The 19,561-nt window shown below is 54.9% G+C and carries 27 protein-coding genes and 1 pseudogene; 13 read left to right on the top strand and 15 right to left on the bottom strand.

The window, feature by feature from the left end; genetic code table 11:
• Positions 1–54: 54 nt before the first annotated feature.
• A complete protein-coding gene (locus AFK67_RS12225; protein WP_007734195.1) occupies positions 55–693 on the top strand; it encodes a bifunctional 4-hydroxy-2-oxoglutarate aldolase/2-dehydro-3-deoxy-phosphogluconate aldolase in 639 nt (212 codons plus the stop codon).
• 53 nt (positions 694–746) lie between these two features.
• Here the strand turns inward: AFK67_RS12225 and purT are convergent, their stop codons facing one another.
• Positions 747–1,925 carry a formate-dependent phosphoribosylglycinamide formyltransferase gene (gene purT / locus AFK67_RS12220; protein ID WP_007734197.1) on the bottom strand — a complete coding sequence of 393 codons (1,179 nt, stop codon included), beginning with the start codon at positions 1,923–1,925 and terminating at the stop codon, positions 747–749.
• A gap of 132 nt (positions 1,926–2,057) precedes the next feature.
• Between purT and AFK67_RS12215 the strand changes: the two genes are divergently transcribed.
• The 4 genes from AFK67_RS12215 (at position 2,058) to ptrB (ending at position 6,018) form a co-directional block, all read left to right on the top strand.
• Positions 2,058–2,408: a YebG family protein gene (locus AFK67_RS12215; protein WP_007734199.1), complete on the top strand. Its 351-nt coding sequence runs from the start codon at positions 2,058–2,060 to the stop codon at positions 2,406–2,408.
• 309 nt (positions 2,409–2,717) lie between these two features.
• On the top strand, positions 2,718–3,065 hold the full coding sequence (gene yebF, locus AFK67_RS12210) for a protein YebF (RefSeq protein WP_007734200.1): 348 nt from the start codon (positions 2,718–2,720) through the stop codon (positions 3,063–3,065).
• A 116-nt stretch (positions 3,066–3,181) separates the two neighbouring features.
• Positions 3,182–3,865 carry a tellurite resistance TerB family protein gene (locus AFK67_RS12205; RefSeq protein WP_007734203.1) on the top strand — a complete coding sequence of 228 codons (684 nt, stop codon included), beginning with the start codon at positions 3,182–3,184 and terminating at the stop codon, positions 3,863–3,865.
• An 89-nt stretch (positions 3,866–3,954) separates the two neighbouring features.
• A complete protein-coding gene (ptrB, locus tag AFK67_RS12200) occupies positions 3,955–6,018 on the top strand; it encodes an oligopeptidase B (RefSeq protein WP_032967687.1) in 2,064 nt (687 codons plus the stop codon).
• Here ptrB and exoX read toward each other — a convergent pair.
• On the bottom strand, positions 6,015–6,677 hold the full coding sequence (gene exoX / locus AFK67_RS12195) for an exodeoxyribonuclease X (RefSeq protein WP_007734207.1): 663 nt from the start codon (positions 6,675–6,677) through the stop codon (positions 6,015–6,017). The two genes, ptrB and exoX, sit on opposite strands and share 4 nt — an antisense overlap.
• A 75-nt stretch (positions 6,678–6,752) precedes the next feature.
• The gene (locus tag AFK67_RS12190) at positions 6,753–6,983 is read right to left on the bottom strand and encodes a DNA polymerase III subunit theta (RefSeq protein WP_007734209.1); all 231 of its coding nucleotides are present in this window, start codon (positions 6,981–6,983) and stop codon (positions 6,753–6,755) included.
• 146 nt (positions 6,984–7,129) lie between these two features.
• Between AFK67_RS12190 and yobA the strand changes: the two genes are divergently transcribed.
• The 3 genes from yobA to AFK67_RS12175 are packed head-to-tail and all read left to right on the top strand — an operon-like array spanning position 7,130 to position 8,731.
• Complete coding sequence (gene yobA / locus AFK67_RS12185; protein ID WP_007734211.1) at positions 7,130–7,504, top strand: CopC domain-containing protein YobA; 375 nt, start codon at positions 7,130–7,132, stop codon at positions 7,502–7,504.
• A 4-nt stretch (positions 7,505–7,508) separates the two neighbouring features.
• Positions 7,509–8,378, top strand: a complete 870-nt coding sequence (gene copD, locus AFK67_RS12180) for a copper homeostasis membrane protein CopD (protein ID WP_032967688.1) — start codon at positions 7,509–7,511, stop codon at positions 8,376–8,378.
• A 14-nt stretch (positions 8,379–8,392) separates the two neighbouring features.
• A complete protein-coding gene (locus tag AFK67_RS12175; RefSeq protein ID WP_007698868.1) occupies positions 8,393–8,731 on the top strand; it encodes a YebY family protein in 339 nt (112 codons plus the stop codon).
• 319 nt (positions 8,732–9,050) lie between these two features.
• Here AFK67_RS12175 and AFK67_RS12170 read toward each other — a convergent pair whose 3' ends face one another.
• Positions 9,051–10,136: a tyrosine-type recombinase/integrase gene (locus AFK67_RS12170; RefSeq protein ID WP_038883315.1), complete on the bottom strand. Its 1,086-nt coding sequence runs from the start codon at positions 10,134–10,136 to the stop codon at positions 9,051–9,053.
• Entirely contained in the window at positions 10,105–10,377 is a 273-nt protein-coding gene (locus tag AFK67_RS12165; protein WP_032967689.1) for an excisionase, read from the bottom strand. Before AFK67_RS12165 ends, AFK67_RS12170 begins: the two co-directional genes overlap by 32 nt.
• Before the next feature lie 542 nt (positions 10,378–10,919).
• On the opposite strand from AFK67_RS12165, the gene AFK67_RS22875 reads away from it, so the two are divergent.
• Entirely contained in the window at positions 10,920–11,114 is a 195-nt protein-coding gene (locus AFK67_RS22875; protein WP_134792954.1) for a hypothetical protein, read from the top strand.
• Between the two features lie 558 nt (positions 11,115–11,672).
• Here AFK67_RS22875 and AFK67_RS12155 read toward each other — a convergent pair.
• From AFK67_RS12155 to gamL, 7 genes and pseudogenes are all read right to left on the bottom strand, one after another.
• The gene (locus AFK67_RS12155) at positions 11,673–11,891 is read right to left on the bottom strand and encodes a hypothetical protein (RefSeq protein WP_032967691.1); all 219 of its coding nucleotides are present in this window, start codon (positions 11,889–11,891) and stop codon (positions 11,673–11,675) included.
• A pseudogene (locus AFK67_RS12150) lies at positions 11,888–12,547 on the bottom strand (MT-A70 family methyltransferase). Before AFK67_RS12150 ends, AFK67_RS12155 begins: the two are co-directional and overlap by 4 nt.
• A gap of 4 nt (positions 12,548–12,551) precedes the next feature.
• Positions 12,552–13,304: a hypothetical protein gene (locus AFK67_RS12145; RefSeq protein WP_007734232.1), complete on the bottom strand. Its 753-nt coding sequence runs from the start codon at positions 13,302–13,304 to the stop codon at positions 12,552–12,554.
• Entirely contained in the window at positions 13,301–13,474 is a 174-nt protein-coding gene (locus AFK67_RS23440; protein ID WP_164474023.1) for a hypothetical protein, read from the bottom strand. Before AFK67_RS23440 ends, AFK67_RS12145 begins: the two co-directional genes overlap by 4 nt.
• On the bottom strand, positions 13,471–14,325 hold the full coding sequence (gene recT / locus AFK67_RS12140) for a recombination protein RecT (protein ID WP_007734236.1): 855 nt from the start codon (positions 14,323–14,325) through the stop codon (positions 13,471–13,473). Before recT ends, AFK67_RS23440 begins: the two co-directional genes overlap by 4 nt.
• 10 nt (positions 14,326–14,335) lie before the next feature.
• Positions 14,336–15,232 carry a YqaJ viral recombinase family nuclease gene (locus AFK67_RS12135; protein WP_032967692.1) on the bottom strand — a complete coding sequence of 299 codons (897 nt, stop codon included), beginning with the start codon at positions 15,230–15,232 and terminating at the stop codon, positions 14,336–14,338.
• Entirely contained in the window at positions 15,229–15,528 is a 300-nt protein-coding gene (gene gamL / locus AFK67_RS12130) for a host nuclease inhibitor GamL (protein ID WP_032967693.1), read from the bottom strand. Before gamL ends, AFK67_RS12135 begins: the two co-directional genes overlap by 4 nt.
• Before the next feature lie 136 nt (positions 15,529–15,664).
• Here gamL and AFK67_RS12125 point away from each other — a divergent pair, with 136 nt between their 5' ends.
• Positions 15,665–15,970: a hypothetical protein gene (locus AFK67_RS12125; RefSeq protein ID WP_032967704.1), complete on the top strand. Its 306-nt coding sequence runs from the start codon at positions 15,665–15,667 to the stop codon at positions 15,968–15,970.
• Positions 15,971–16,170: 200 nt separating this feature from the next.
• Here the strand turns inward: AFK67_RS12125 and AFK67_RS12115 are convergent, their stop codons facing one another.
• The 3 genes from AFK67_RS12115 to AFK67_RS12105 all read right to left on the bottom strand — a co-directional run bounded on the left by AFK67_RS12115 (position 16,171) and on the right by AFK67_RS12105 (position 17,738).
• Positions 16,171–16,353: a hypothetical protein gene (locus AFK67_RS12115; RefSeq protein WP_007734241.1), complete on the bottom strand. Its 183-nt coding sequence runs from the start codon at positions 16,351–16,353 to the stop codon at positions 16,171–16,173.
• Complete coding sequence (locus AFK67_RS12110) at positions 16,350–16,580, bottom strand: hypothetical protein (protein ID WP_007734243.1); 231 nt, start codon at positions 16,578–16,580, stop codon at positions 16,350–16,352. Before AFK67_RS12110 ends, AFK67_RS12115 begins: the two co-directional genes overlap by 4 nt.
• Before the next feature lie 525 nt (positions 16,581–17,105).
• The gene (locus AFK67_RS12105) at positions 17,106–17,738 is read right to left on the bottom strand and encodes a LexA family protein (RefSeq protein WP_032967695.1); all 633 of its coding nucleotides are present in this window, start codon (positions 17,736–17,738) and stop codon (positions 17,106–17,108) included.
• Positions 17,739–17,837: 99 nt separating this feature from the next.
• Between AFK67_RS12105 and AFK67_RS12100 the strand changes: the two genes are divergently transcribed.
• The 3 genes from AFK67_RS12100 (at position 17,838) to AFK67_RS12090 (ending at position 19,561) form a co-directional block, all read left to right on the top strand.
• Positions 17,838–18,053: a helix-turn-helix domain-containing protein gene (locus AFK67_RS12100; RefSeq protein ID WP_007734250.1), complete on the top strand. Its 216-nt coding sequence runs from the start codon at positions 17,838–17,840 to the stop codon at positions 18,051–18,053.
• A gap of 63 nt (positions 18,054–18,116) precedes the next feature.
• Positions 18,117–18,698 (top strand): toxin YdaT family protein, encoded by a 582-nt coding sequence (locus AFK67_RS12095; protein WP_050555394.1) that lies wholly within the window; start codon positions 18,117–18,119, stop codon positions 18,696–18,698.
• Positions 18,699–18,742: 44 nt separating this feature from the next.
• The gene (locus tag AFK67_RS12090; protein ID WP_032967696.1) at positions 18,743–19,561 is read left to right on the top strand and encodes a ParB/RepB/Spo0J family partition protein; all 819 of its coding nucleotides are present in this window, start codon (positions 18,743–18,745) and stop codon (positions 19,559–19,561) included.

Below are 19,561 nucleotides of genomic sequence, written 5' to 3'. Positions count from 1 at the left end.
CAGGTGCGCAGGCGCGCACCATACCCTCTTTAAAATGGCGGGAGAGATCCACAGATGAAAAACTGGAAAACGAGTGCCGAGCAGATCCTGAAAAGCGGTCCGGTCGTGCCGGTGATTGTGATTAACAAGCTGGAGCACGCGGTCCCGATGGCGAAGGCGCTGCTGGCAGGCGGTGTTCGCGTGCTGGAAGTGACGCTGCGCACCGCGTGTGCGATGGACGCTATCCGCGCGATTGCCAAAGAAGTGCCGGAAGCCATTATCGGCGCAGGCACCGTGCTGAACGCGCAGCAGCTTAAAGAGGTTACCGACGCGGGCGCGCAGTTCGCCATCAGTCCTGGCCTTACCGAGCCGCTGCTGAAAGCCGCGACCGAAGGCACTATCCCGCTGATCCCGGGCATCAGCACCGTGTCTGAGCTAATGCTGGGCATGGATTACGGCCTGAAAGAATTCAAATTTTTCCCGGCGGAAGCCAACGGCGGCACCAAAGCGTTGCAGGCCATCGCAGGCCCGTTCTCCCAGGTGCGTTTCTGCCCGACCGGCGGCATTTCGCCTGCCAACTACCGTGATTACCTGGCGCTGAAAAGCGTGCTGTGCATCGGCGGCTCCTGGCTGGTGCCGGCAGATGCGATGGAAGCGGGCGACTGGGATCGCATCACAAAACTGGCGCGCGAAGCCGTAGAAGGCGCGCAGTAAGTTTTCGCGCAAGCGAATACAAGCGCGCCGCCTGAGAGGGCGGCGCGTTTTTTTTAGCCTTTCACCGTCACACTCGCGGCAGAGGCGGTAGCGCGCGCGACGGCGTCGTCAATCGTCTCGCCGGTGGCGAGCGCCACGCCGAGGCGGCGTGAGCCGTCAATCTCCGGCTTCCCGAACAGACGCAGCTGCAACCCCGCGCCGAGCGCGCCGGACAGCGCGCCAAATTTCACGTCATCGCTTGTAAGCGTCGGCAGGATCACCGCTGACGCCGCCGGACCATACTGGCGAATGCCGCCTACCGGCAGACCGAGAAACGCGCGCACGTGTAGCGCGAATTCAGAGAGATCCTGCGAGATAAGCGTCACCATGCCGGTATCGTGCGGGCGCGGCGACACTTCGCTGAATACCACTTCGTCGCCGCAGACAAACAGCTCCACGCCGAACAGACCGTAGCCGCCGAGCGCCTCGACCACCTTCTGCGCAATCTCATGAGCGCGCGCGAGCGCCACGTCGCTCATCTGCTGCGGCTGCCAGGACTCGCGGTAGTCGCCATCTTCCTGACGATGACCGATGGGCGCGCAAAAATGGACGCCGTCCACGGCGCTGACGGTAAGCAGCGTGATTTCAAAATCAAACTTCACAACACCTTCGACAATGACTTCGCCCGCGCCTGCGCGGCCGCCCTGCTGGGCGTACTGCCAGGCGGCATCCAGCGCATCGGCGCTGCGGATATAGCTCTGGCCTTTGCCGGAGGAGCTCATCACCGGTTTGACGATGCAGGGCAGGCCAATCTGCGCCACCGCCTCGCGAAACTGCGTTTCGTTATCGGCGAAGCGGTAGGCGGAGGTCGGCAGGCCGAGTTCTTCTGCCGCGAGCCGACGAATGCCCTCGCGGTTCATGGTCAGACGCGCGGCGCGGGCAGTTGGCACCACGCGCTGGCCCTGCTGCTCAAGCTCGACCAGCATGTCGGTGGCGATCGCTTCGATTTCCGGCACGATAAAATCTGGCATCTCCTGCGCCACTAAATTTTTCAGCGCCGTGCCGTCGAGCATGTTGATAACGTGACTGCGGTGCGCCACCTGCATGGCGGGCGCATCGGCGTAGCGGTCAACCGCAATCACTTCAATGCCCAGACGCTGGCACTCAATAGCGACTTCTTTTCCCAGTTCCCCTGAACCGAGCAGCATCACGCGGGTTGCTGACGGGCGCAGAGCGGTTCCTAACATAGCCATGGCTGCTTTCCTGCTGTGTGAAATTCTCGCCGCAGTATATACGAAAACGTTTGCTTTGCGCAGCGCGCGCCGTTTGCATTTTATTTCCGACAGGGTTATACTGTATATAAATACAGTAACGGGAGTTGCATCATGGCGGTAGAAATCAAATACGTCGTAATCCGTGAGGGTGTGGAAAAAATGTCATTTGCCAGTAAAAAGGAAGCCGACGCCTGGGACAAAATGCTCGATTTAGCCGAAGCTCTGGAAGGCTGGCTGGGGCAGGCACCTGTCGGTTTTGCGGAAGGTCAGGTTGAACAGCTGGCGCTGTGGATGGCGGAACAGAAAGACAACCTCAGCACTATCGTGCGCACCGGTCGTCTGCCGCAGGAAACCAGCGAGCAGACCGACGATGCGCCACCGCCTGCTCAGGAAGACGCGGCTGAAGGCGAAGAGGGCGCCGTCGCGCTGCACAGCGCGCGCAAACGCACCAAAGCGGCCTGATTTTCCCCTGTGCTGTGCCGCTGCCCTTCACTGAGGCAGCGGTGCGGTGTCTGGCGCACGGGTACTGGCGTCAGTGCGGCGCATTCCTTAGCAGGGGGAGCGCGCCAGCGTTGCTGGTAAATCGGCGGAATATCCTGTGCTGTCTGCTGTCTGCTGTCTGCTGTCTGCTGTCTGCGGTCTGCTGCCCTCAACCTTTATCTTACTCACGCTAAAATCTCCCCACCTTTATCCCTTGATTTTGTAGGGTCCCCTTGCGCTTCGCTGTTTTTGTACCAGACTTTTTTCATCACCCGTCTTCGGAGAAGCACGATGAAAAAAACAGCAGGAGCCCTGATTTCTTTTGCCTTACTTGCCGCCGCGACGACGGCGCAGGCGGACGATCCGCGCAAAGTCCCGTTCCCGAAATGCGAAGGTATGACGGCGGAAGGCATTGCCGCGAGCGTCAAGCGCGACTATCTGCAAAACCGCATCGTCAAGTGGGCCGACGACCAGAAAACGCTGGGCCAGGCCGATCCGGTCGCCTGGATCAACACCAAAGACATCACCGGTAAAGACGACAAATGGACCGTACCGCTTACCGTGCGCGGTAAAAACGCCGATATCCATTATCAGGTGAGGGTCGACTGCGCCGCCGGTGAAGCGCACTACCAGCATTAAGCCTCTGCGGCCCGCGATGAGCGGGCCGCGTCTTTTCCCTTCCTTGCCGTTCCCGACACATCTTGACGTCCACTCGCTTACGCTTGGGTGATCACTCATCAGCGCAGAGGAATATTATGAGCAACTGGTTAACACAGCTTCAGTCAATGCTGGGGCAAAGCGGCGCGGGAACGTCATCCGGCACGTCGGGGATTCAGGACGCGCTGCGCTCGAAAGGGCTAAGCAAACTCCTTTCTCCCGGCGCGCTCGGCGGCCTGGCCGGGCTGCTGGTCGCGAGCAAATCATCGCGCAAGCTGCTGGCGAAATATGGCGGCGGCGCGCTGCTGGTGGGCGGCGGTGCCGTCGCCGGCACGGTGCTGTGGAATAAGTACAAGGACAAGATTCGCGCGGCGCACCAGGATGAGCCGCAGTATGGCCAGCAGCAGACCCCGCTCGACAGGCGCGCGGAGCGGTTAGTTCTCGCGCTGGTGTTCGCCGCGAAAAGCGACGGGCATATCGACGATCGCGAGCGCGCGGCGATTGAAAGCCAGCTGCGCGACGCGGGTATTGAGGAGCAAGGCCGCGTGCTGGTGGAGCAGGCTATTAACCAGCCGCTCGACCCGATGCGTCTCGCCGCCGACGTGAAAAATGAAGAAGAGGCGCTGGAGCTCTATTTCCTGAGCTGTGCGGCCATTGATGTCGACCATTTTATGGAGCGCAGCTATCTGCAGGCGCTTGGCGACGCACTTAAAATCCCGCAGGAGGTGCGAGAAGAGATCGAGCGCGACATCCAGCAGGAGAAAAAAGCGCTGCCGGGATAAGCAGATAATGCGATAAAACGGCATGTTTCGCTTGCAACGCGCGCGGGTTTTGCCACCCTTACAGTGTGTTAAACAAAAAGAACAGCGACATGCCACCGAAAGCGAAACCGATCCCTTACGCCATCACACAGCATGGCGATACCCGCATCGACAACTACTACTGGCTGCGTGACGATACGCGCTCGCAGCCGGAAGTACTGGATTATCTGCACCAGGAAAATGACTACGGGCGACGCGTGATGTCTACGCAAAGCGCGCTGGAAGAGCGGCTGCTCTCGGAGATGGTCAGCCGCATTCCGCCGCGCGACGTCTCGGCGCCGTACATCAAAAACGGGTATCGTTACCGGCAGATCTATGAAACTGGCTGCGAATATGCCATCTACCAGCGCCAGTCGGTGATCCACAGCGAATGGGAAGAATGGGATGTGCTGCTCGATGGCAACAAACGCGCCGCCCACAGCGAATTCTATACGCTCGGCGGGATGGACATTGCGCCGGACAACCGCGTGATGGCGGTGGCGGAAGACTTTCTGTCACGCCGCCAGTACGGGCTGCGCTTTTGCAATCTCGAAACCGGCCAGTGGTACCCGGAGGTACTGGAGAACGTCTCGGCGAGTTTTGTCTGGGCGAACGACTCCCGCACGCTCTATTACGTGCGCAAACATCCGGTGACGCTGCTGCCGTATCAGATCTGGCGTCACACGCTCGATACCGCCGCAGACCAGGATGAGCTGGTGTATGAAGAAAAAGACGAGACGTTCTACGTCAGCCTCTATAAAACTACCTCGCAGAATTTTATTCTGATTTTCCTCGGCAGCGCCACGACCACGGAAGTGCTGCTGGTGGACGCCGACCTGCCCGATGCGCCGCCGCTGAGCTTCTTGCCGCGCCGTAAGGATCACGAGTACAGCGTTGATCACTTCCAGCACATGTTTTATATCCGCTCCAACCGCGCCGGTAAAAACTTCGGGCTCTATCGCAGCCGGGTGCGCGATGAGGCGCGCTGGGAAGAGATTATTCCGGCGCGCGAGCACATCATGCTGGAGGGCTTTACGCTCTTCGCCGACTGGCTGGTAGTGGAGGAGCGCCAGCGCGGCCTCACCAGCCTGCGGCAAATCAACCGCAGCACCCACGAATCGCTCGGCATCGCCTTTGACGATCCGGCGTATGTCACCTGGGTTGCCTATAACCCGGAGCCGGAAACGTGCAAACTGCGCTACGGCTATTCGTCAATGACTATGCCGGATACGCTGTTTGAGCTGAACATGGAGACCGGCGAGCGCCGGGTACTGAAGCAGACTGAAGTAGCGGGCTTTGATGCCAGCAATTATCAAAGCGAACATGTGTGGATCACGGCGCGCGACGGCGTCGAGGTGCCGGTGTCGCTCGTCTGGCATAAAGATCATTTCCGTAAAGGGAAAAATCCGCTGCTGGTCTACGGCTATGGCTCCTACGGCACCTGTATCGACGCCGATTTCAGCGCCAGCCGCTTAAGCCTGCTCGATCGCGGTTTTGTCTACGCTATCGCCCACGTGCGCGGCGGCGGCGAACTCGGCCAGCAGTGGTACGAAGAAGGGAAGTTCCTCAAGAAGAAAAACACGTTTAACGATTATCTGGACGTCTGCGATGCGCTGCTGGCGCAGGGTTACGGCGACCCGGATTATCTCTTCGGCATGGGCGGCAGCGCGGGCGGCATGCTCATGGGCACGGCGATTAACGAGCGTCCTGAGCTGTTTCGCGGCGTCATCGCCCAGGTGCCGTTTGTCGATGTCGTCACCACAATGCTCGATGAATCGATCCCGCTCACGACGGGTGAGTTCGAAGAGTGGGGCAACCCGGCGGATGAGATTTACTATCACTATATGAAAAGCTATAGCCCCTACGACCAGGTGAGCGCGCAGCGTTATCCGCATCTGCTGGTGACGACCGGTCTGCACGATTCCCAGGTGCAGTACTGGGAGCCTGCGAAATGGGTGGCGAAGCTGCGCGAGCTGAAAACTGATAATAACCTGCTGTTGCTCTGTACCGATATGGATTCGGGGCACGGCGGGAAGTCTGGGCGCTTCAAGTCGTATGAAGGGGTGGCGATGGAGTACGCCTTTCTGATTGGGCTGGCCCAGGGCACGCTGCCGCCGGACCAGCTGGCGGATTAATCGTTATCCAGATAGTGCTTTAACGTCAGGCGTAGATCCGGGTTGAGTTGCTTGACGTTATTGAGCATCCAGCGCAGATAGCCCGGATCGCGCCCGGCGATGTCCGCCACCGGCTCGCCGCGGTATTTACCGAACGGTAGCGTGGCGATAAGCTGCGGGCGACCGGTAATGTTGACCATCTCTTCGGGCGTCCAGCCGGACACTTTCATTATCTCCAACAGCAGCGCCGCGGTGATGTAGCAGTCAAACAGCGCGCGGTGGTGGTGCAGCCCCGGCGGCGTCTCCACCTGCAACTTCAGCGACTTATAGAGCCCCATATTGCTGTAGCGGATACCCGGCCACAGGCGGCGCGCCAGCTTGACGGTGCAAATCCACTCGCCTGGCATTTCGGGCAGCACTTTGCGATCGAAGCTCGCGTTGTGCGCCACATACCATGGGCTGCCGTGGTAGCGCGGGATTACGTCCTCGATATAAGGCTTATCCGCGACCATTGCCTCGGTAATTTTGTGTATCGCCATTGCCTGATGGCTGATAGGGCGGTCCGGGCGCACCAGATCGCTCATCGGGTTCACGATGGCGCCGTCGATAATATCGACCGACGCCACTTCGACCACGCCGCCCTGCAGTCCGCAGGTTTCGGTATCAATAATTCGTAGCATAGACGCTCCGCCGGAAGGGAAAACGGACGCCCGCCGTGCGACTGCGCAGGCGCGGCGGGCGAGGCAGAAAGGGAATTATTTCACTTTCGGCTCGTAGGGCAGGCGAGAGAGGTTCACCGACGCGAGGCGATGCGCTATCAGGCGCTCGCGAAACCAGTCGCGCAAATGGGCAGGCTGTTCGCGCTCAACGGCTTCGGCGATGACCGGCATGTTGTAGCGCTCTTTAAAAGCCACGCCGGAGGCCGCCAGATCGACGTTCACTTTATCCATCTCTTCCTGCGGAAGTTGGGCAAGGTTCTGGTTCATGGTGTGCTCCTGTTAATCGCCGTGAAGGTACTGCGCTGCGCGCCGGATGACAAGTCTTATGTGGCGGGAAGTGCCCTCGCGGCTCGACTTGCCATCAGCGCAAGGGTATTCTTGCGCCTGATTTATAGTAAAAAGGAATGATTCATATGGCACTGTTCCCCGCACGTTTTTGTCGTGCGCTGGCGCTTGTCGCCGCCGTCATGACCGCGCCTGGCGTCTGGGCGCATGCTCACCTTAAACAGCAACAGCCCGCCGCGAACGCGACCGTCGCCACGTCGCCCGAGGCGCTGACGTTAACCTTTTCCGAAGGCATCGAACCGGCATTCAGCGGCGTGACGCTGACCGGCCCTGGGGGCAAAACGCTGAAAACCGGCGCGGTCAAACGCGCGCCGAACGACGATAAACAGCTGGTCGCGCCGCTTGCCGCACCGCTGGCGAGTGGTGAATACCAGGTCCAGTGGCATGTGGTGTCGGTGGACGGCCATAAAACCAAAGGCAGCTACCGCTTTAGCGTGAAGTAACGCCGTGCTGGAATGGAGTTATGTGGCGCTGCGCTTTACGCATGTCGCGGCGCTGATGCTCGGCGCGGGCGGGGCGCTCTACACCGCGTTGTTGACGCCGGGTGCGCTCGGGCAAGCGTTAGCGCCGCGCCTGCGCGGCCTGTGGCGGGTTACGGCGGTCATGGCGGCGTTCAGCGCCATCGCGATTTTCGCAGTGCAGGCGGGGCTGATGGGCGATGGCCCGGCGGATAGCCTGCGCCCGGCCATCTGGCAGGCGATGTTATCGACCCGCTTTGGCGCCGTCTGGCTGTGGCAGATTGTCCTCGCGCTGGTAACGCTGCCGTGCGCGTTTTTGCTGCCGCGGCGCGGTGGGCTGCTGCTCGCGGCGTTCTGCGCGCAGCTGGCGCTGCTTGCAGGCGTCGGGCACGGCGCGATGCACGAAGGGCTGACCGGCGCGCTCCAGCGGCTCTGCTACGCGCTGCATGTGCTGTGCGCGGCCTGGTGGTTCGGCGGTCTCTGGCCGCTGTTGCGGCTGATGCATATGGCGAAAGATGCCGCATGGCGCGCCGACGCCATTACCGCCATGATGCGCTTTTCGCGCTACGGGCATCTCGCGGTGGCGGGCGTTATCGCGACGGGCGTCGTGAACAGTGTGCTTATCCTCGGCACCGCGTGGCCTGCGGGCAGCGGCTATGTCCGGATGCTGGCGTTTAAAATCGCGCTGGTGGCGGTGATGGTGGCGATAGCCCTGGTTAACCGCTATGTGCTGGTGCCGAAATTTTCACGTCAGGCGATGGCGCAACGCCGTTTTATCCTGATGACAAAACTGGAGGTGGCGCTCGGAGCGCTGGTGCTGATAAGCGTCAGCCTGTTCGCCACCTGGGAACCTTTTTAACTGGTGAGAAAAAAATGAAGAAATCGCTGCTTGCGCTGCTGATGCTCTCCTGTTCCGGCATGGCCCTCGCCGCGCCGCAGATTATTACGGTCAGCCGCTATGAAATCGGCAAAGACAAATGGGCATTCAACCGTGAAGAAGTGATGCTTGCCTGCCGTCCGGGCGACGCGCTGTTTGCCATTAACCCGAGCACGCTGATGCAATATCCGCTGAATGATATTGCGGAAAAACAGCTGGCGCAGGGCAAAGTGACGGGGCAGCCGATTTCGGTTATCCAGATTGACGACCCGGCGCATCCGGGCCAGAAGATGAGCCTCGCGCCGTTTATCGAGCGTGCGCAAAAACTCTGCTGATTTCCCGCCTGGCATAAAAAAACCGCAGCGCTTCTTACCGAATGCTGCGGTTTTTCTTTTTTATTGACGTGTCAGGCGCTTTTTACCGCGACTTTCGGCGTGGACTGGAAAAGCTGCTGTCGTCATCTATTCTTAAATGGCAAGGCGACTGAGCCTGCATTAATGCCAACTTTTAGCGCACGGCTCTATCCCAAGAGCCATTTCCCTGGACCGAATACAGGAATCGTATTCGGTCTTTTTTTATATCATTATTTTATAAGGTTTTTTTCGCCACTAACACGAAAAACCCCGAAAATCACTCGAACATTCCATATCCTGTCTAAACCATAACATACTCTGCACCGCGTGCGTCCAGGTATTTTTTGGTCATTGATAAATTCTTATGGCCGAGCAATCGCTGTGCAAATTCCTCTCCATACTCTACCTCATATAGCCTGCCAGAGAGGCTCCTTATCTCATGGAAAGAAGGAGGGTTGGGGCCAAACCTCAGGCTGGTAGAATCGCGAGTGTCAGCAAATGCCTGCGTGAGTGCGTCAGGAGTTAGTTGTCCTGGCTTTCTTCCTCCCCGTCTCACCGGCGAATAGAGCATGAAAACAGAAGGGTTATTAACACGGCAGCGCTCGATCACCTCCTGTAACACCAGCCCGGCTGCGTTCAGTTTCAAATCAAGCGGGATAGCCAGTTTATGACCAGTTTTCTCCTGCGTTACAAATAGCCGTCCTTCTTTTACATCGCAGAACCGTAAAAGAGAAATGTCCTCTCGCCGTTGTCCGGTAACAAGCGCGAGATCACAGGCATTGGCTGCCCATTCGGAATGGGATGAAGCCGCCTGGCGGATTACGTTGAAGTGTTCAAGAAGAAGTCGCTCACGCTTAACCTTCGGGGTTGGCGTTCTTGTTGGCTCTGCCGGGTTCCTGTCAATATGACCTTCAACAATAGCCTCCCTGAAAATGTCCATCAAAACAGATCTGAAACCTGACGCCATGCTCTTTTTATGGCAGACAATGTAGGATTCCAGAAATGATGCGATGTCTTTTGTTGTGACAGAGGCGAGGGCGATTTTTCCAAACTCTGCCTTTATGGTGGCAATCTGGTTACGCCTGACCTTCATCGTGTTTGGTTTCAGTTCGCGCCGCGCCAAAATTACCGCGTAACGCTCCAGCCATGCAGTCACTGTGAATGTGGGCACGTCTTTGATGCGATCCAATAGAGATGAAGACAGATAATTCTGGTCGATGTAATTATTGGCTTCGATGGCTTGGGCGACGGCGTCCTTGCGGTCAATTCGCCCAAGGGAAATCTCTTGGCCCGTCATCGGATTGCGCCAGCTGAAAAGTCTGTCTCTTTTACGATAGGTCAGGTTACGGGGCAGGTTAGCGTCGTAACGAACTGGCCTTTTCGCCATGAGTAAGTCTCTCCAGTAAAGTACCGCCGCAAGGCAGATTTGGGGTTTTTGGTTTTATGCGGAGGTTCTTCTTGCGCGGGTCCACATAGATAGCGTCAGGCTGAACTTTGTATTCCTTCCCGTGCAGCTCCGGCGCCGGGTAAATGCGTCCTTCCCGTGTCCATCGACGCAGGGTAGAAAGCGAAGGGGGAGTCGTGTAGACCTCAGCAGCCCATTCCTGCAGGTTGAGAAGTTTTGCCATGAGAACTCCTTAGCCGCCAGGCATTATAAGCGTGGCCGCGTTTACGTGTTGATTATTCAGAATCAGGTAAAAATAAGCCCGACGCGAGGCCGGGCAAAAGGGATAACGGAGCGGTGTGTTTGCACCTAATAGACAGTCCATAAATGGCTTTCAGGTGTGTTATTCATAATGCTTAAGAGTGTTATTCCTGTGTGGTTCTACGCTCACTGTGAAAAACTGCTGATAGATCAATATTACTCCCCGCGTATCGAATGTTCTCTTTCCGGGCTTCTTGTCCATGATGAAAGTAAGTAAGAAAGTAATGGCCGAATCGAGGATTTCATTTCACTAATGTTAAGTTACTAACATGTTGCCATTGAGTTTGGTTACGATTTACAGTTTCACTTAAAACTGCATGACGGCATGAATTACTACCATATATGACAGTTGATTCAAAAAAATCAGTCATGCTATGCTTTAGTCGCGGTCATTAAGGAATGATAGAAAAATAAGAATAACGCAATAAGCATTAAAACGGTTTTCATAGCTCTAAGGGTTTTATCATGTCTCAAGAACCAACTGCTGGCCAAGTATTCTGTGGAATTCTTCTTTTCTTTATTGCAGCTCTTCCACTTGCAGGTATTGGCATTGCAATGCTAATAATGGCCCAAGGTATTGAAAGATGGTCAGGATTAGTATTCATAGCTTTTGCTTTTGGTATTTGCCAAAGCATTTGGGGTAAGTTATCTGCTAAATAGTAGATCATAATAAAAAGCAGGATAATAATCCTGCTTTTTACTACTTTAAATTCCCCCAGAGATTACGTCCGACTCCTTTTGCATCTTCTTTATTCAATGCTTCCTTGACAAGTGTTGCACGCTTTCTTTCCATAATCATTCGTTCCTCGTTCTTTTAAAGCATCCTCTTATACTTATTCCTCAGTTCGATAACACTGACAATCCACTCACGTCTGACAGCCTGAAACGGCAGCACGCCGCGGCGCCGGGATATCCTCGCCGCATTCCGCGCAATGCTCAGCTGATACGGCGTTGCGGTTGATGCGTACGTTCGCCAGCGCCACCTGCATATTTTGCTCTACTAGATCGTTGGCTTGATCAATGAGTTCTGCAATAACGTTCTTTCTCTTCTTTGGTCGCGTAGCGCCAGGTATAGCCACGATGGCTTTTAGCCCGTCCACTGATCGCTTCTTTGTTTAAAACCCGGAGCGTAATATGCCGATCTGAAGTAAATTTGGTGGCCTGTTTCAAGGCTGGTACCGATGACTGCCATCTGTTTCTTAGGGTTCTCGCACATGGCTAACGCTCCGTGAAAACGCCATTTATTACTCCGATCGCCCAGATAAAGACGCTGAACGAAACGGAAAGTGGCTTAACCTTGCCTTCAAAGTGCTTTAGCAGAACCTGCCGGCTGATCTCATCACGCTTGCCCTTAGGGCATTTTGCTATTTCAGCCTTGAGCTCTGAGTTGGCCTGTCTGGCGATAGCGCGCAGAGAGTTTCTTGTTTCAGGTGTCATGCGGCCTCCGTTCTCACAACGTCAATGACGCATTCCGGCAGAAGCTCTACCGCTGACGTAGCGCACTGGTTGCCCCAATGGTGCCAGCCAGGCGCAGCACTACGGCTAAACAGCTCAATGCGCGGAACGTCGCCGTAAAGCAATTCGAGACGGTGGCGAACTTCCCACGGCTTTTCGCTGTGCGCGCCGAGCGGGCTGTAGACGACCTGCTTAATCCCGGCGTTTTGGCGTTCAAGCCCGGCGCCGCAGGTAGCGATCAACAGGCCTTCGGTATTGGCCCGGGTGTGGTTGCCGCCGTTCATGCGCGTTTCCGCGTTGAGGAGGTCGAGGAAGTCGTAGAAGTCTGCGATTTCACCTTCAGCCAGCGCCTTGTTGATGCGCAGCTCGGCATTCTGATTCAGCTTCACCCAGGTAAAGCCTTTCATCGTGCGAACAGTAAAGCCCTAGGCCTCGGCCAGCTCGATCGCCTCCTGATTGTGGGTGCCGGTGTACCACATCGCCAGCACCGCGTTTTCGGTGGCAAGTTCCCACACAGGCAGCCGCTTGATGTCGATGAGCTTCATGGTGGGATAATGACCGGAAGCGGCGCCATTGCTGATTGTGTTGCCGTAAGACCAGGGCGGATCGACGTAAATTAGAGAATATTTTCCGGTCATGGTGTTACACCTCAAAAGCAAGTTGTGGCGTGAATCGATCGCGTTCTGCGTCGTAATTTAGCGAGCTTGCAGAGTTGAAAGCTTCAATCCGTTCTACCAGCACCGCAGCGCGGGTTTCTTTGCTTGCTGGCGCGTAGGGAGAACCATTCCACACTTTGTCTATACCGATATTGCGAGCTACGTTTGTGCTGTCAGCTGACGAGAGCGGAACGTGGGAGAAGATGTCTTTATTCAGCATGCGTAGGCCGTGAAGCTTCGTAATTGGATAGCCGTTTTTATCAACTACGTGACGTATCAGGTCGCGCAGTTTCGCCCGGCATGCTCTTGGTCGTTTGGCGTCATACTCACCCATGCTACCGATACAAACGCGCGGGAATTCATGACACAAACGAATAAAGCGCTCGTCTGGCTCATTAAAGTGATACACCGGCGCGCCTACGACTTTCCCGTGAGGCCATTCAGCAATAAGCTCGTCATTCTCTTCGCTGGTGCCGCCGATAACGTCAGGAATAACAGCGAACGCGAAACGAGGATGGTTACCCCAGCGTTCAACGAAGCGGTAATACTCGTTCCAGTCAACAACACGATTCTTTGTCCAGAAACTAAATGCGCCGTTATCCAGCGCGAAAGACTGGGTGACTTCACTGGCAAGGGATAATTGCCCGGGGTTAGCGAAGGAGATGAAAGCGTGCCTGCCTTTCCATGCCTTCAGCGCGCATGTGTCCGGCGTAATAGGGCCTCCATGAAAATGAATCATGCACCCTCCCGTTCAGGATCATTAAAATCCCATCCATTGCGCTCAATATTCGCCTGCAGCCGACGCTCACCGACTTCCTCTACGGTGCACCCGGTCAGTTCGGCTACCTGCTGGTTGTTGTGTCGCCATAACAGCGCTAGTTCTTCGGATGTCCAGTTAGTTGTCTTCATTGCTCGGCATTCCCCGCTTGGTGGGTCGCCGTATCGCTCTGGTAGTCGTCGATAACCGAATATTCGCCAGTGATGACCGAAGCATTGTCCTGAGGGATGTCCGATTCTGCTTTCTCGTCTATGTTCACTGCGCGCTGTAGCTCAATGCTAACCGGCAGATACTTGAACAGTCGGCGGATGGCGGTCTTCTTAGCCATCTCTTCGTAATGGTCAACCCATGGGCCTTTATCGCCGGATTTGCTGAGCGCGCGGACCTTATCGACTGCGGCCTTGCTCATTACTTCGAACTGAACACCACCATCTTTCAGGCGCGCCACGGCGTAAACGTGGGTGAGGGCGCCGGGGTTGCCGTCTTCGCATGGTACATGCTCCAGCTTTTCTTCAAGCCCGTAGGCGTAGCTGAACGTGTCGTTTTCATGCACGGCGCGCGCCGAAAGGCTGACTATTTGCCCGGATCGGCGGGCGAGGTCGATCATGCCGCGGTAGCCGATAATCAGTTGCGCTTCTGTGGCCACTGTCACCCACTGGTTGCCCTGTTTCTGACGGCGGTCAAAAGGAAGGAGGTAGGCATGGCCAAGCGCGCCGCCCGGTTCCAGTCCGAGCTGTGCGCACTGCATAATTGCACCGAGAAAAGACATCTGGTCGCACTGCATGAGCTTTGGCGTCTTACGAAGCTCGGTCATTGCAATGCGCGCCAGGCGGTCAGCGGTCATGTGTTTTGGCAGCGCCAGAGCGATCTGTGCTTTGGTGCGCGGATCGGCCATGAGCTGGGTAAGCGTGGTAGGCTTTTTGTCTTTTGCGTCCGCAACTTCGCCTCCGGTCGCTGCGGATTTAAGTGCTGATGATGACATTTGAGTTTCCTTATTTGAGACGGAAAACACGAGATTTCGTGGTTTTCTTGAAAGCGTCGTAGAGCTCGGGATGCGCCTGCTTAAAGGCTGCGATATCGAATCGTGAGGATTGTTGCGTTCGCCAGGTAGCGAGCTGTTTACCTTCAAGGCTGATATACGAGTTATCCTGCATAAAAAGTTTCAGCTTCTGTTCAGTGAACTCGATTTCATCACTCAGTTCTTTACGGCGTGCATGCATATCCCTGAGCTGCATCAGTGCGTCAAGCGCTTTGCTATCGGCTTCAATGCCTGTGCCTGCGTCGCGGTCGATGATGCGCATGATGTCGCTTAACGCTGTTACCGGCGGCGGGCGCAGAGTGGTTACCCGGCCCCAGAAGTGGATTTCTTTATCCCGTATTGCGGCTATCGTCTCGTCGTCGCGTTCAACCCGGTAAACCCGAAAGTCATCTGCGCCAATCAACACTCCAAATACGCAAATTTTTTTACCTGTCACCATCAGGCCGTGCATAGCCTGTGCCGTGTAGTGGACCGGTATTGCGTCGGTCTGTTGTTCACCCCATTCGCGAGCTTTGAATGGACTACACGTCTTGATCTCGATGTTTTCCCCACTTTCTGCCTCAGCATCTATTTCAGCGGCTATGAAGGGTAACTCGGGGTCAAGGTAGCGCTGACCGCGCCGGGCTATTACCAGGCCTGTTTCCTCTGAAAGCAGGTCGATAACGTAGGGTTCCATGCGCTGGCCACGGGAAAAAATCTTCTGTTTCGCAACGTCAGGCTCGCTTTTTCGTGGCTGCACCTTGTCCAGGTAAACGTCCAGCGGTGTTTTCCATGGCGATATGCCGAGGATACCGGCGACGTCGCTGCCGCCGATGTATTTGGTGCGGTCCATTGCGCCGACGCTAATCATGGCAGCACCGCCAGATCAGCAGACCAGCCGAAAGCTAATTCCCAGTCGTCCTCTGCCTGCTGCCATGCGAGAGTGTGGATCAGGACGTTGTATGCTTCGCCTGCTTTTGTTGTGTAAAAATGACTCCGAAGCTCGAACGGTAGTGAGTTGGTGCTTGCGAAACCTGTTAACAGAGCAGGATAGAGTTTGAGAAGCTCTTCGGCGCGGCTATCAACCCACGCCTGCTTTTCTACTTCGGCTTGATGCGCGGCTGCCCGTTGATGTTCGGCGCGGTCCTGCATGCGGTATGCTTGCATGCTGTCCTCCTGAAAAAGGTGAAAAAGAATGCCCGGCGCCTTAATGGCCGCCAGTTGACAAAAGGAAGAGAGATTAGTGGATTAGCATGCTTCGCCTGTTATGATTAGCGAAGCGGCTATTAAACAGGTGACCATAATGCTTATTGACAAATTGCTGTCCTCACCGATGTACCCAACCCCAGAAATGAGTAAGCAATCGAAAAAAAATAATTGGTATGTGAGGGAAAAGGGTAGCGATCAACCTTATGACCAATCATGGCGTACATGGTGGGAATCGAGATTACTTGGTGATGCCCATATTAAATGGCGTTCAACGTGCATAGCGCGTAATGCACCTGACCCTTTCAACCCACCAAGGGCTTTCGATGTGGACTTCAAAGCTCCTGACGAGAAGATTTATCATCTTGAGTTCACACTGGCACCCCACGGACCCAATAAATAACCTGTTAATGGATAAGAGGTTCACCGCGGTAGTTCAGACAGACTTCAACCTCCTCGGCAGTAATGCGTGTTTGCTCCAGTAAGGAAAATGCGTAGAGGCCCTTTGCGACGTTTGCAGAGGCAACCATTACCCGGCCCCCATGTTTTATCACGGTGCCGGGCTTCACTTCTTTCCGTGGTATTTGAGTTGTACCGAAGTGCTCAACCATCTTTACCCTCCACCACATGCGTTAGGTCAGCCAAAACCATTTGCTTGCGGCCCAGCACAGCTTTTTCACGTTCTTTACCAATAAGCGTGAGCTGCCATTCATCAGCTGTAAGCTGACGTACGGTGTAGCTTTTGCCGTTGTAGAAGACTATCTGATGTTCGCTGGTGGAGATCATTCTTCCTCCCGCACTTTCAGCATCGCATCAGTCATGTCATAAGCCCTTGCTGCGACATGCTTAGCTCCGTTTTGAACCCGAACCTCTGCATCCTCGGAGTTATTAGAAAGCAGGGCGCACAGCGCTTTTGCTGCGAAATAGTCACGAAGCGACATGCCCGTATGGAAATCACTCCATTCGGTTGCAGGGGCAGGGAATGCCATCCCGCCATCTTCTTTTTTAGCCATGGTTCTCTCCGCGCTTAAGGCCGCGCCGCCGAACGTTGAACATTGAACAGGTATTGCGTGTCGTTGTTGCTGATAACAATCTGACCTATGCCAGATGTGAAAATGATTTGGCGGTGAGGTGAAACACCATGGCACTACCCATGCTTATTTCCCGCCGCTCTGTTTATGTATTGGCTACCTTCGCCATAGCTCAGCCGATTTCCGGGTCTTTGCGTCGGCCGGCGCTGCATCTCGTTTGAGAACGCTTCACCACACCCCAAATCAATCTCGGTGTTGAGCAGCATTGCCGTTCGTCCTGAACCCGCCGCGCTCCCGACGCATGGTTTACTGTCGCGCCGTTCGACTGACCGAGACGATGTGTTGTCTCGATGATTAAAATATACAGATAAAACTGTATTTTCGTCAACAGACAAAACTGTATTAAACTGTGAAAAATACATATAGAGCTGTAATTAAACAGAATTAATTTTATTTGGGCGTAAAAAAACCGGCCGAAGCCGGTATAAAAGGTGGGGAGTGCCTTGGTTATCGTTTTCTGCGATAAATGCGGTGCTCTACCATGGTGCCTATGATTTTCAGGGGCACAATAGAGCTGTTAATGACGGGATAATCATTATTCAGGGGTACAAGTTCAAATTGCTGGCAACCGTTCGTATCTGTGAATGTGGGACGGTATTTCTTAAAAGTTGCCTCTTCCTCACCATTCTTAGCCACGACAAACTCGCCCGGTGTCGGTTCTACTTCCGGGTCGATGATTACCACGTCACCTTCCTTAAAATCAGGTTCCATTGAGTCCCCACGGATCTTAAGGGCGAAGCTGAACTGTGATAAGTCCATGTCTGTCATGACATATTCATAGGTACCATCGAAAGCCTCAATCGGGCTTTTGGTTGCGAGAGCGCCAGCTTGAACATAGCTAATCAACGGTATTTTCCTTGTATTCACTTCCGTCATAGGCATGAATGCCCCGCCATTCATTAGCCATGCTGGATCACATCGCAGGGCGGTTGCAATACCTACGATATTTCTTGGCTTCAACGTTTTCCCGTCTTCAATGCTGGCCCAAGACTGCTGCCTGATACCTGCTCGTTCTGCCGCTTCCGTTTGCGATAGCCCAAGGGCTAGGCGCTTTTCTTTAACTCGATCTGCAAGGCTCATAGATTCCCCTTCCAATAAGCCTCGATAGTCACAGTTTAAACTGTATTTGACAAACAGAAATAACTGTCAGAGAATACAGATAAAACTGTAGGAGGTTACATGGATACCATTTCGCAGCGCCTCAAAAACCGACGTGCTGAACTCAATTTGTCTCAGGCGCAGTTGGCAGAGAAAGCCGGAATGAAACAGCAGTCTCTGCAGGCTATTGAAGCCGGTCAAACCAAGCGCCCACGTTACTTGTTCGAGCTTGCACTGGCTCTTCAGTGTGATGCGCACTGGCTTATGTATGGCGACAGCAAAAACAACGCCGCTTAAATAACATTGCTCTTTTAAAACGTGGAACTCAAAACATCAAAATTAACTTTTTGGAGATTAACAATGCAATCAATCAGTTTGCGGAATGATACCAGGCTGGTATCCGCTCCGCTGATAAATCGGTTTCAAGATAAGCCTGAACCGAGCCATGACGATATTCGCGACGCTGTTCGCGCATGGGCGGGGGCTGCTGGTCAGGACGTCGTCACGCTCTACATCGTTGAGCAATGGCGAAACAGCGGTGGGGAAGGTATCGACTTTCCTGCTGACGTTAGCCGCGCTCGTCAGAAGCTCTTCCGCTTCCTCGATAACCGTTTTGACAGCGATGAATATCGCGAGCGTGTCCGGCAACTGGCGCCAGCAATCATCGCCGTTCTTCCACTCGAGTATCGTGGCCGCCTGGTGAAAACAGACTGCAAATTCACTCGTCTGGCTGCAGCTGAAAAAGAAATCGCTGAGGCGAAACAAGCCGTAATCCTCGACGCGCCGAAACACCAGAAACTGAAAGAAATGAGCGAGGGGGTTTTCTCAATGCTCAGGCTTGAACCTGATCTGGCTGGGCCGGTGATGGAGATGGTTACAAACATGCTGGGGGCGTTAGGAACGGTATCAAAAACGGCGAAAGCCGCACTGCGCGAACAGTAGCGGCCTTCTTTGCGAATTAACTGGATCAATTCACAGGGGTAATTATGAGCACTTTATCACTGCATTACAAGCAGAAGGACAAGAATGGCACCGAGACCACGGTTAAAAAAACCTACCTCGTGCCACTGGGCGAAATTTATGTCGAGCCAGGCTACAACGTCCGCGAAATCGATCAGCAGCATGTAGAAGAATTCCGTGATGCGTTCATTGCTGGCGAGTTTGTGCCTCCTTTAGCCGTTGAAGTCACGGCTCAGGGCGTGAAGGTGATTGATGGTCATCATCGTTATTACGGCGCAAAACTGGCGACAGAGGCCGGTCACGAAGTGCCCCGACTGGAGTGCAAAGACTTTGTCGGCACTGAAGCAGACCGCATCGCATTCATGATTACCAGTTCTCAAGGAAAACCATTATCGCCGTTGGAGCGCGCCGCAGCGTATCAACGACTGGTTAATCAGGGTTGGGAGATTGCTGAGATAGCGAAGAAGGTGAAGCGTTCTGTTGCTGATGTGGATCATCACATCCAGTTGCTCTCATGCGGCGATGACTTAATCGAGATGGTTCGCTCTGGCGAAGTGGCTGCAACTACTGCCGTTGCGCTGGCTCGGGAACATGGCGCTAAGGCCTCATCCGTGGCTGTCGAGCAGTTGAGTAAGGCTAAGGCCGCCGGTAAGAAGAAGCTCACTCGTAGCGCGGCATTGCCGCAACTCAGTGCAGCACGCGCTCGCCGCCTGGCTGAATTGTTGGCGAATGCAGACGTGAATGGCAACAACCTGACAGTGCCGGAGAAGGCATTTGCAGAGGTAAAAGCGATCATCAGTGAGCAACAAAATCTACTGCGCGCCAGCGGATGGGAGGAATCGTGA

It is taken from the genome of Cronobacter dublinensis subsp. dublinensis LMG 23823 (assembly GCF_001277235.1).
Lineage (GTDB): Bacteria > Pseudomonadota > Gammaproteobacteria > Enterobacterales > Enterobacteriaceae > Cronobacter > Cronobacter dublinensis.
The sequence above is the reverse complement of the archived record's forward strand: the minus strand, read 5'-3'. Positions and strand labels throughout refer to the sequence as shown.

Coding starts and splice junctions, on each gene's coding strand:
- AFK67_RS12225 (WP_007734195.1), top strand. CDS start 55: ATGAAAAACTGGAAAACGAGTGCCGAGCAGATCCTGAAAAGCGGTCCG.
- purT (WP_007734197.1), bottom strand. CDS start 1,925: ATGGCTATGTTAGGAACCGCTCTGCGCCCGTCAGCAACCCGCGTGATG.
- AFK67_RS12215 (WP_007734199.1), top strand. CDS start 2,058: ATGGCGGTAGAAATCAAATACGTCGTAATCCGTGAGGGTGTGGAAAAA.
- yebF (WP_007734200.1), top strand. CDS start 2,718: ATGAAAAAAACAGCAGGAGCCCTGATTTCTTTTGCCTTACTTGCCGCC.
- AFK67_RS12205 (WP_007734203.1), top strand. CDS start 3,182: ATGAGCAACTGGTTAACACAGCTTCAGTCAATGCTGGGGCAAAGCGGC.
- ptrB (WP_032967687.1), top strand. CDS start 3,955: ATGCCACCGAAAGCGAAACCGATCCCTTACGCCATCACACAGCATGGC.
- exoX (WP_007734207.1), bottom strand. CDS start 6,677: ATGCTACGAATTATTGATACCGAAACCTGCGGACTGCAGGGCGGCGTG.
- AFK67_RS12190 (WP_007734209.1), bottom strand. CDS start 6,983: ATGAACCAGAACCTTGCCCAACTTCCGCAGGAAGAGATGGATAAAGTG.
- yobA (WP_007734211.1), top strand. CDS start 7,130: ATGGCACTGTTCCCCGCACGTTTTTGTCGTGCGCTGGCGCTTGTCGCC.
- AFK67_RS12175 (WP_007698868.1), top strand. CDS start 8,393: ATGAAGAAATCGCTGCTTGCGCTGCTGATGCTCTCCTGTTCCGGCATG.
- AFK67_RS12170 (WP_038883315.1), bottom strand. CDS start 10,136: ATGGCGAAAAGGCCAGTTCGTTACGACGCTAACCTGCCCCGTAACCTG.
- AFK67_RS12165 (WP_032967689.1), bottom strand. CDS start 10,377: ATGGCAAAACTTCTCAACCTGCAGGAATGGGCTGCTGAGGTCTACACG.
- AFK67_RS22875 (WP_134792954.1), top strand. CDS start 10,920: ATGTCTCAAGAACCAACTGCTGGCCAAGTATTCTGTGGAATTCTTCTT.
- AFK67_RS12155 (WP_032967691.1), bottom strand. CDS start 11,891: ATGACACCTGAAACAAGAAACTCTCTGCGCGCTATCGCCAGACAGGCC.
- AFK67_RS12145 (WP_007734232.1), bottom strand. CDS start 13,304: ATGATTCATTTTCATGGAGGCCCTATTACGCCGGACACATGCGCGCTG.
- AFK67_RS23440 (WP_164474023.1), bottom strand. CDS start 13,474: ATGAAGACAACTAACTGGACATCCGAAGAACTAGCGCTGTTATGGCGA.
- recT (WP_007734236.1), bottom strand. CDS start 14,325: ATGTCATCATCAGCACTTAAATCCGCAGCGACCGGAGGCGAAGTTGCG.
- AFK67_RS12135 (WP_032967692.1), bottom strand. CDS start 15,232: ATGATTAGCGTCGGCGCAATGGACCGCACCAAATACATCGGCGGCAGC.
- gamL (WP_032967693.1), bottom strand. CDS start 15,528: ATGCAAGCATACCGCATGCAGGACCGCGCCGAACATCAACGGGCAGCC.
- AFK67_RS12125 (WP_032967704.1), top strand. CDS start 15,665: ATGCTTATTGACAAATTGCTGTCCTCACCGATGTACCCAACCCCAGAA.
- AFK67_RS12115 (WP_007734241.1), bottom strand. CDS start 16,353: ATGATCTCCACCAGCGAACATCAGATAGTCTTCTACAACGGCAAAAGC.
- AFK67_RS12110 (WP_007734243.1), bottom strand. CDS start 16,580: ATGGCTAAAAAAGAAGATGGCGGGATGGCATTCCCTGCCCCTGCAACC.
- AFK67_RS12105 (WP_032967695.1), bottom strand. CDS start 17,738: ATGAGCCTTGCAGATCGAGTTAAAGAAAAGCGCCTAGCCCTTGGGCTA.
- AFK67_RS12100 (WP_007734250.1), top strand. CDS start 17,838: ATGGATACCATTTCGCAGCGCCTCAAAAACCGACGTGCTGAACTCAAT.
- AFK67_RS12095 (WP_050555394.1), top strand. CDS start 18,117: ATGCAATCAATCAGTTTGCGGAATGATACCAGGCTGGTATCCGCTCCG.
- AFK67_RS12090 (WP_032967696.1), top strand. CDS start 18,743: ATGAGCACTTTATCACTGCATTACAAGCAGAAGGACAAGAATGGCACC.